Raw genomic sequence first — 8768 nt, 5'->3', positions numbered from 1 at the left:
CTTTGGTTATTGTGGGGGTTGTATTTGTTAAGCTAGCTGAAATTTTGGAAAAAGTTGCTAAGCCACTCGGCCTGGACACCTATATTGGTGCAACCTTAGTGATTGTTATTGCCGTTCTGGTGATGTTATTAGTCAGCTTTCTCATCGGGCTCCTGGTGCAAAAAGCACTCTCTTTCAATACCTTTGAAGAGAAAGTTTTAAATAAAATTCCGGGCTATGAAATTATTGCCACTATCGCCAAAGGTTTTAGTAATTCTAGTAACACTAAATCTTTCCCCTCTGTAACGGTTGATTTATATGGCTCAGGTGCTGTTGTACTCGGCTTTATCATGGAAGAACATGATGATGGTTTAGTGACAGTTTTTGTGCCCTCATCACCCGTATTGACTATTGGTAATGTTTATATAGTTAAAGCAGAACAAATGTCATTAATTAACGCAAAAAGCCAGGATGTCGCTGACTGCCTCTCTAAATGGGGTATGGGTTCTAAGAAGCTACTCTCTAAACAAGAATGAATAAAACGTAGTACGGTGAGAAACAGAAAAAACTAAGATATTATAAAGCCTCACGTCTTATACTTAGGCTCTGTCGGTAAATTATTCGGATTATAATCTGCCACTTTTTCTACCCGCTCTTGCGTAGAAACATCGATTACGGCAGAATCAGCAATTGAACGAACTTTTATACCAAAAGCTTTCCAGATACCATCATATGAATCATGTAAGGTATCACAAGCATCTTTTTTCAGTTTTTTTACCGCACTAGCCTTTACCCTCATTCCATGCTTATAGGCGTGATCTATCATCCACACTAATGCACAATCAGAAAGCCCACACGCATCATAGCCACCACCGACATCAGAATGCACTCCAGAAAACCAGGTCTGGATGATACGTGGATCAGCCTGCCATTGCAAAACAGGAAAAAACAGGCGTTTTTCATCAATTGCCATAGCGTGATAACCTTTAATCACAGACTCAGGCAGTAAATTATCATGAAAATCTGAATCCGTTGTTGTTTTGACGGTATCCCAGACACCTAACATTTCTATCGAAACATCAAATAATCGACCCGAATCTTTTAATGCTTGAGTACTTTGCATATCTTGTTTTAAATAAAGCTGCCAGGCAATATCCAGATCCCCCGCTTTAACAGGTATACCACATTGAGTAATCAAACCCGCCAACCGGCGTGCTGCATAAGAACCTCGGCTAAACCCAAAAATAAATATCTGGTTGTCCTCCCTTTCCCATCCCTTATCAGCAAATCGTCGCCGCAAAAAACCGATAGGCTCCTAGAATTTGCCGGTCTAATCCTTTTCCGTATATGCCTCCAGGTAATGCCTCCCAATGAGCCGTCCCTACGCCCTCTTCGTAATGTATCTCTTGATCCGTTGATACACATGCATTTAATATTTTTGCCACATTTGTCAAAGCAGCTTCATCAGTATCATTCCATGTACCGTCACAACCAATAATTAAGCGTCGTACCTTAGCCATTTCACTCTCCTTAAACCATATTTATTGACCCGGATGATATACTTCTTCACTATCGTCATCTTGGGGTGAGCCATCACACCACCACTGAACTGTTTGCGGTACATAAAGCCCTAAAGAAACCGTTGATACCAAGGCATAAACCACATTAGTATGATAACAAGCACGCGCCAGCCCACGACGACTATCACATTTTAAAACAACGGGGGATTGCCAGGAAAAATTATAGTATGAGCCGTGTACTGTTTCAGTCCCTGTCTTTGACTTCGGTGTTTTGGGAACATCGCCTTCAATAGTCATCGTTGCACAACCACTAAAACCAATAAAAATAGCCGTTATGATTATTAACCGTATCACATTACTCATCATGCTCTCCTGATCTAATAAGGTATTAAGTTTCCTTAGGAAAGTGCATGAAATAACTTCGACAACATGCCTGTCTTTATACCCATGTTTTGTGTTGTAGAAATAGATGCGTAGCCAGCTATGCATCTATCTCTGCGTCCTGAACGAACATAAATCCTGTGCTAGTTATCTAACTTATCCCCTGCGCGTCCCTTAGTTATACGCCTGCCAAGACTGTTTATCAATTCCTAAGTCATGTTCAGGCGTTTTTCGCTCAAGATCCACTAGATTTCCAATTTTGATAGAATCAAAAAAATAAAAACCTAATGATTACAATCACCTATATTTTTAATCAAAACGTAGGGCCATACTATTTTTAAAGAGCATTGCTTTTCCCTAGCTTTTATGAAAAAACTTCAGTCTATCTATTCGATGTACAACAACCCGAACCAAGGCAACTAGCGAAAAATGGGCTTAGATTTTCAACACTCAATTACAAAACTCTAAGCGACTGTTTTATTGCGTTAATTCGTTGTTCCTCTATATCCACTTCCTGAGCAATATTTTCCCATTTATTCGCAACACCTTGTACATCACTAATAATTTTTCTACATTTAGAGCTGTTCAGTCCAGCAATTTTAGCGGTCGCCAATACATCATCTATAGAAAAATCATCCTGCTTTCCATTAATGCTCATTTGATGCTTTGAGGTCCAATCCCCTATGGGGTTATAACTATAAGTCACATCATAGGCTGGAGATATCCGCCATTTACCAGTTCGATCCATTATAAAACTGATGTTTTTAGTATGGTCATCATGGTTTCTCATAATAACGTTGAACACCATTCTTCGAAATAGCTGTAATTTATCATCCATGGGTAAATCGAGTCTTTGACAGACTTGAAATGCCTGCTCATAACTTGTCGCTCCTGGCATTTGATAATCGTAGTGAGCCATACCACATAGTGAAATCATATGTCGCTTTCTGCCTTCAGTATCCCGATCAAATCGTTGTGTCATAAAATGAGCACGCCCCCCCTCTTCCAGTAATCTGCACTCAGACATTTCAATACCTGCTTCTTGCGCACAAAGATAATAGGCATATTCTATGCGGCCATAGCCTTTAGGGTCATTGAGTTCTTTGTCACTATTTTCATCAACACCATCAAATTTTAACAGCCAGTACGAGAAACCTGGCTTGGGCTGCATATTCCCAGAGCAGATTACCTTAGTTGTTTCATTCCATGCGATAACTGCTTTCGCTCTGGCTCCGCCTGCAGATGTTCCAATTTCAAGAATTTGTGCCAGTGCTTCTGCATTAATTTTTTCATTATTCAATTGAATATTAATTTTTCTAGCCGTTAAAATATCACTGGCTAATTTAACCATTTGCTGAATATTAATAGGGGTATCAGTAAGCTTGTCTGCTCCAAGTAATGGAGCAAATTCTAATGCCCCCATACCACGATTACCAATATAGCAAAGGCGTTCTACTGGGTTGAAATCACTTTTATTCCGGCCTTGCCGAACTAACCATTGATCAATCAATGCATTACCAAACTTATCAGGAAGCATATCTGCCAGCATCCCAGGCAAGCCTTTGAACGTTGCTTTATTTAATGAACGAAATTCATACGGTTCATTTCTAACGGGCATAGTAATGGGACAAGGCTCTATCCCTGAGCCTTGCAATGCTGCTGAGTATTGAAACTCTCCATACTGTAAATCAGGGTGCCAAACTACGGCACCAATTTGAGTTCCCCAGAGACTAAGCTCTGCGATATTAGTCGCCATTATTTTTCATCACCCCACTGAAATCCTGCCTTATCTTTTATTAAATTATTCTCAGTATTTCTAATCGGTGTAGACACTGCCCTTTTTTTAATCACTCCTCTGGCACGCGCACGCCGCTCAGGTGTGCTTTTTAATAATTCTATGGGAGTTAGCTTAGCTGGGTCTGGTAGCGTAGCGAGCATATTATCGAGCAAACCAAGGTAACTCAGATAAGCAAATAAAGATGATGAGTTTACTGCTTTACCAGCTTCAATATTTTGCAGGGTACGCAATGAAACACCTGCTTCATTCGCTGCACTTTCTTGATCGACGTTGCGCTGTAGCCGAATAAACCGAGTGGATGACGCTATAATCTTAAAGATATTTTTCATTATATTATCCGTATAAATGTGCGGGCAATAAGCTATTTCTCTTACTACCCGCTCATTATAGCGGATTATACCTATAAACCCATAAATAAACGACATTTAACAAGTACATTTATGCGGATTAGATATTAATTTACCAATTATTCGCAAACTATTGCGGGTTATTGCTTATATAGACCAAATTAGTCACCCCCTCCCCGATAAAAACGGCACAAAACTCACAAGTTCCAAAGCCTCTACTTCATAGCCTGATTCTGTACGTATCACTCGTTGCAATTCCTGCACTCCTCGCTCCTTACCTATGGGAATTAGCATGATTCCACCAACAGCCATTTGCTCTAATAATTTCTCTGGAATTTCTGGTGGAGCCGCAGCAACCAGAATACCGTCAAATGGTGCTTTTTGCTCCCATCCCCAGCCGCCATCACTGTGCAGATAGCTGACATTACGGATATTAAGCTCCCATAGCCGGTCTTTTGCCTGTTTATATAAAGGGTAAATACGCTCAACAGTATTAACATGCTCAATTAATTGCGCTAACATCGCTGTCTGATAGCCACAACCAGTGCCTATTTCCAGTACATTCTTTAAATGTCGCTGATCAACTAATAACTCAGTCATTTTGGCAACTATATAAGGCTGTGAAATTGTTTGCCCATGACCAATAGGTAACGCGGTATCTTCATAAGAGCGACTGGCTAAAGCATCATCCATAAAAAGGTGTCTGGGCACATTGCGCATGGCATCCAGAATTTTATGATTGCTAATGCCCTGATCAATCAGACGATTGATCATACGTTCACGCGTACGGCGGGATGTCATACCTATCCCTTGTATAGAGTTCATCGAGGTAACCATTCCTTTACTTTATCGAGCATATCATAACGAGTTAAATCCAGTTGCAAGGGGGTCACTGAAACATAGCCCTGACTGACTGCATAAAAATCCGTACCTGGCCCAGCATCTTGCTCTGCGCCTGGAGGTCCTACCCAGTAGATTGTTCTTCCTCTAGGGTCTTGCGTTTCAATAACCGGCTCTGCTTTATGCCGCTGACCCAGACGAGTTGATTGAAAGCCATTTATTTCAGACCAGGGTAAATCAGGCACATTGATATTCAATAAAATATCTTTTGCCAAGGGCTGTTCCAGCAAGCGTTGTAAAATTATGCCTGCCACTTTAACAGCTGTATCAAAATACTGCGGGTCGCTACTGACCATGGAAATGGCAATAGCAGGTAAGCCTAAAAAACGCCCTTCCGTTGCTGCAGCAACAGTACCTGAATACAGTACATCATCACCCAGATTCGCTCCATGATTAATACCAGCAAAGACCATATCTGGTTCTGTTTCTAGCAATCCGGTAATAGCTAAATGTACACAATCAGTTGGCGTACCATCAACTTTGATAAAGCCATTATCCATTTGCTGTGCACGTAAAGGCATTTCCAGCGTTAGCGAATTACTTGCCGCACTGCGGTTTTTATCAGGCGCAACGACTGAAATATCTGCAACTAATCGCAGCCCATCAGCTAGCGCAACAAGACCTTGCGCTAAATATCCATCATCATTACTCAGCAGAATATGCATTTTTTTATTACTGTCTATAAAAGTGTTAATATTATCAATTAATTCAGCAAAATTCAGCTAACGTGACCGATAAATCAGAAAAAAACAAGATAGCGATTTATTTCTTGAGGCTATAGGAAAAGTTACACCCATTAAATCGGATAAACGTAGTGTCGTACCTACACAAAAACCTAAACCCTACCCTAAGAAAAAAACAACGCAGTTTGCAGATAAGTTAACTCTCGCACAGAGCGAACCGGTAAATGCTTTATATGCAGAGGACACATTCAGTTATACCGCATCGGGCCTACAAAAAAATGTTCTGAAAAAAATGCGTCGTGGTCATTATGGTTTAGATGCTGAACTGGACTTACATAGCTTGACCAGTGCTGAAGCCAAACGAGAATTAGTTAAATTTTTACATTATTGCGAGCAAGATGGCTGCCGATGTGTACGTATTATTCACGGCAAAGGCTATCGTTCGGAAAATAATTTACCCGTATTAAAAAATGATCTAAATATCTGGTTAAGACAACACCAGGAAGTTCAAGCTTTTTGCTCGACAGCTCAAAAAGATGGCGGCGCAGGTGCTGTTTTTGTGTTACTACGCCTGTCCGGAAAATACGCCGATCAAGACGACACCTAATACCAAACGATACCAGACAAATGGCATCATGCCGACTTTATCAAGTAATTTCAAGAACCAGGCAATCGTTAGATAAGCCACGATAGCAGATACTGTTGCCCCGATAAACATAAAGCTCCAGATAACGGCTACATCAGATTGATACAACTCCAACACCTTTAAGGAACCAGCTAAAGCAATCACCGGAATCGATAATAAGAAGGAAAATTTAGCCGCATACTCGCGCTTTAAGCCTAATAATAAACCGGCTGTGATAGTAATACCAGAGCGTGAGGCCCCTGGAATAAGAGCAATGGCCTGAAACAAACCGACCATCACTGCATCCAGAAAAGTAACTGTCACTCGCTGCTCTTTTGCGCGTTTTTCTGCCCACCATAACAATAGAGCAAATAGGATGGTTGCTGCCGCAATCACCAACGGTGACCGTAAGGATTCTTGCATAGCATCCGACAAACTAATCCCGACCAAGCCCACTGAGATAGTTCCCAGGCCAACATACCATGCTAACTTAGCCTCATCATTAAAACCTTTCCCTACTAGAGAACCAAACCAAGCAGTAATAATTACTGCCAAATCTTTACGATAATAAAAAACCACCGCCGTTAATGTTCCCACATGCACTGCCACATCAAATGCCAACCCCTGGTCTTCCCAACCGACTATTACTGGCAATAAAATCAAATGAGCCGAGCTGGAAATTGGTAAAAATTCTGTTAATCCTTGTAACACAGCTAAAGCAATTGCCTGCAAAATATCCATTAATAATCCAATTATAAAAAACAGTGATAAAATGAACGCCTATTTTACCTTGATTAACCTTCGGTTTTTAATATTATGAATAAAAAAATTATTTCCCTTAGTGCTCTAGCTATTAGCGCAGCTCTAGTAACAGGCTGCTCTACCCTATCTAAACAGCCAGCTGAAATTGAGCCTATTGATACAGAAACCGTTGTCATGAATAATTACCCAACTCGCGACCGTGTTGATTATGTCTTTAACTGCATAGCGAAACATGGCGGCAAACTCGATTATGTTACCCAGTATGCCTGTGGCTGCAAAATCGATAAGATCGCTGAGAAATTAACCTTTGCAGAATATGAAGCAGCCGCAACCTTCACTATGTTACGCAGTACACCCGGTGAAAATGGCGCTGTCTTCCGTGACCCAGCTCATTCTAAGGATTTACGCACACGCCTAAAAGAAGCTGAAGCCTATGCAGAGAGTAGTTGTTTTATAAAATAATCCCAATAAAAACAGGCCTTACCTCAATGCAATCGAACATTGGGGTAAGCTATCACTTTATTTCTTTAACAACTTTTACACCTTTCATTCTTTGTGCATAAATAATATCTAACTCCTGCTGTAATTCTACTACTTTTTCAGCATTCTCACTCAGTTCAAGTTTTTCTGGATTTTTCTTTCTTTTTGCTTTAATTTCTTCAGAACTTTCTTGATTTCCTCTATATGTTTAATTTTTTCTTGCTGATCAGCATCAAAGAATTCCTGTAGTTTTTCTAGTAACTTTTTTTTGCTCATTTTTCTACACCCTTTAAGTCTTTGTCTCGTGTTTCTATGACATTAACTAATTCATTATCATCCAGAATTAACTCGCGTTGAGCCTGGGATATTTTTTCTTCCTGCTGCACAAATAAAGTTTCTGCCATCATCACTAAATGCTTTTTTATTTCATACATATAAGTACTATCATTAATCAGCGAAGTTCCTGCTTCAGGAGTTATCTTATGTTCACGGATTAAACAATCAATTCTGGCATTCATTTGCTGATCTTGTTCTTTGATTTTTGCTTTAAAAACATCAAATGATAATAGGTTAATATCACTACTACCCTGCTCCACCTGATTTTGTATGCCATCTAACTCTTTGAATAGCTCAGCTATCTGATAGCGAATTTTGTCATATTCTTGTTTTACAGAAGGGTTACCCGAGTTACTCATCAATAGTAGGTTCTTTTGTAAATGCTTGCTATCTTTTACCGCCTCTACAATATGCCTGCTTGCCTCGCGTAACCAGTATAAACGTCCGGATTGCTGCATTTCCCAGGTAAAACTAGCTTGACTAATAAAGGCAATAATAGCGCTGTAAATTCCTTTGATATTACGTTCATATGCGGTCTCAATATCGTATGTATCGCTTATCTTCGACTGCTGAAGTAACTGCTGCAAATCTTGAGTAGAAGAAACATAACTATCATTCAACCCTAATGTTTTTAAAATAATATGTCGTGCATGTCTGTATAAACGTAAGGTTTCTTGATGAACCGCTAATACAACTGTATCTGGAAATGCCATGGCAGCAGCATTTAAATACTCGGGTTTATCTACACTAACAACCTCTCCTTTTAATATATATTCTATAAACTGCACTAATTTGTTAATAAAAGGAGTAATAAAAGAATCCCGGTGATATTAAATAAAGAATGAAACATAGCCAGCTTAAGCGTGTAATCATCTTCTGCAATATGTACAATCCGGGCAAGATAATCTACCGCCATAATAAACTGTTGCATCATTAACAAGGCAACACAAGCCGTGA

The 8768-nt window shown here is 39.9% G+C and carries 13 protein-coding genes; 3 read left to right on the top strand and 10 right to left on the bottom strand.

Features of this window, described 5'->3' with window-relative positions:
• On the top strand, nucleotides 1-515 hold a 515-nt coding region (locus CDZ78_RS10370), incomplete at its 5' end, for a DUF502 domain-containing protein (protein ID WP_167374252.1).
• Nucleotides 516-565: 50 nt separating this feature from the next.
• Here CDZ78_RS10370 and CDZ78_RS10365 read toward each other — a convergent pair.
• The 7 genes from CDZ78_RS10365 to surE form a co-directional block, all read right to left on the bottom strand.
• On the bottom strand, nucleotides 566-1279 hold the full coding sequence (locus CDZ78_RS10365) for a phospholipase effector Tle1 domain-containing protein (RefSeq protein WP_167374251.1): 714 nt from the start codon (nucleotides 1277-1279) through the stop codon (nucleotides 566-568).
• A complete protein-coding gene (locus CDZ78_RS23720) occupies nucleotides 1260-1499 on the bottom strand; it encodes a phospholipase effector Tle1 domain-containing protein (protein WP_087869948.1) in 240 nt (79 codons plus the stop codon). Before CDZ78_RS23720 ends, CDZ78_RS10365 begins: the two co-directional genes overlap by 20 nt.
• Nucleotides 1500-1520: 21 nt before the next feature.
• Nucleotides 1521-1988 (bottom strand): hypothetical protein, encoded by a 468-nt coding sequence (locus tag CDZ78_RS10355; RefSeq protein ID WP_140413993.1) that lies wholly within the window; start codon nucleotides 1986-1988, stop codon nucleotides 1521-1523.
• Nucleotides 1989-2334: 346 nt separating this feature from the next.
• Complete coding sequence (locus tag CDZ78_RS10350) at nucleotides 2335-3636, bottom strand: type II toxin-antitoxin system HipA family toxin (RefSeq protein ID WP_087869946.1); 1302 nt, start codon at nucleotides 3634-3636, stop codon at nucleotides 2335-2337.
• A complete protein-coding gene (locus CDZ78_RS10345) occupies nucleotides 3636-4007 on the bottom strand; it encodes a helix-turn-helix domain-containing protein (RefSeq protein WP_087869945.1) in 372 nt (123 codons plus the stop codon). The genes CDZ78_RS10350 and CDZ78_RS10345 overlap by 1 nt, the downstream gene beginning before the upstream one ends.
• Before the next feature lie 183 nt (nucleotides 4008-4190).
• Nucleotides 4191-4850: a protein-L-isoaspartate(D-aspartate) O-methyltransferase gene (locus tag CDZ78_RS10340; RefSeq protein WP_087869944.1), complete on the bottom strand. Its 660-nt coding sequence runs from the start codon at nucleotides 4848-4850 to the stop codon at nucleotides 4191-4193.
• Nucleotides 4847-5590, bottom strand: coding sequence for a 5'/3'-nucleotidase SurE (gene surE / locus CDZ78_RS10335; RefSeq protein WP_087869943.1), 744 nt, complete (start codon nucleotides 5588-5590; stop codon nucleotides 4847-4849). Before surE ends, CDZ78_RS10340 begins: the two co-directional genes overlap by 4 nt.
• Nucleotides 5591-5900: 310 nt before the next feature.
• Here surE and CDZ78_RS24070 point away from each other — a divergent pair, with 310 nt between their 5' ends.
• Complete coding sequence (locus CDZ78_RS24070) at nucleotides 5901-6215, top strand: Smr/MutS family protein (protein WP_307190485.1); 315 nt, start codon at nucleotides 5901-5903, stop codon at nucleotides 6213-6215.
• Here CDZ78_RS24070 and CDZ78_RS10325 read toward each other — a convergent pair.
• Nucleotides 6174-6974, bottom strand: coding sequence for an undecaprenyl-diphosphate phosphatase (locus CDZ78_RS10325; RefSeq protein ID WP_087869941.1), 801 nt, complete (start codon nucleotides 6972-6974; stop codon nucleotides 6174-6176). The two genes, CDZ78_RS24070 and CDZ78_RS10325, sit on opposite strands and share 42 nt — an antisense overlap.
• 75 nt (nucleotides 6975-7049) lie before the next feature.
• Between CDZ78_RS10325 and CDZ78_RS10320 the strand changes: the two genes are divergently transcribed.
• The gene (locus tag CDZ78_RS10320) at nucleotides 7050-7457 is read left to right on the top strand and encodes a hypothetical protein (protein ID WP_087869940.1); all 408 of its coding nucleotides are present in this window, start codon (nucleotides 7050-7052) and stop codon (nucleotides 7455-7457) included.
• A 150-nt stretch (nucleotides 7458-7607) separates the two neighbouring features.
• Here CDZ78_RS10320 and CDZ78_RS21910 read toward each other — a convergent pair whose 3' ends face one another.
• Together CDZ78_RS21910 and CDZ78_RS10315 are read right to left on the bottom strand one after the other, a co-directional pair.
• A complete protein-coding gene (locus CDZ78_RS21910) occupies nucleotides 7608-7751 on the bottom strand; it encodes a hypothetical protein (protein ID WP_167374250.1) in 144 nt (47 codons plus the stop codon).
• Nucleotides 7748-8599 (bottom strand): Na/Pi cotransporter family protein, encoded by an 852-nt coding sequence (locus CDZ78_RS10315; protein ID WP_087869939.1) that lies wholly within the window; start codon nucleotides 8597-8599, stop codon nucleotides 7748-7750. The genes CDZ78_RS21910 and CDZ78_RS10315 overlap by 4 nt, the downstream gene beginning before the upstream one ends.
• Nucleotides 8600-8768: the final 169 nt, after the last annotated feature.

It is taken from the genome of Bathymodiolus platifrons methanotrophic gill symbiont, from assembly GCF_002189065.1.
Taxonomy (GTDB): Bacteria; Pseudomonadota; Gammaproteobacteria; order Methylococcales; family Methylomonadaceae; genus Methyloprofundus.
This window is presented reverse-complemented; position numbering and strand designations above follow the sequence as displayed.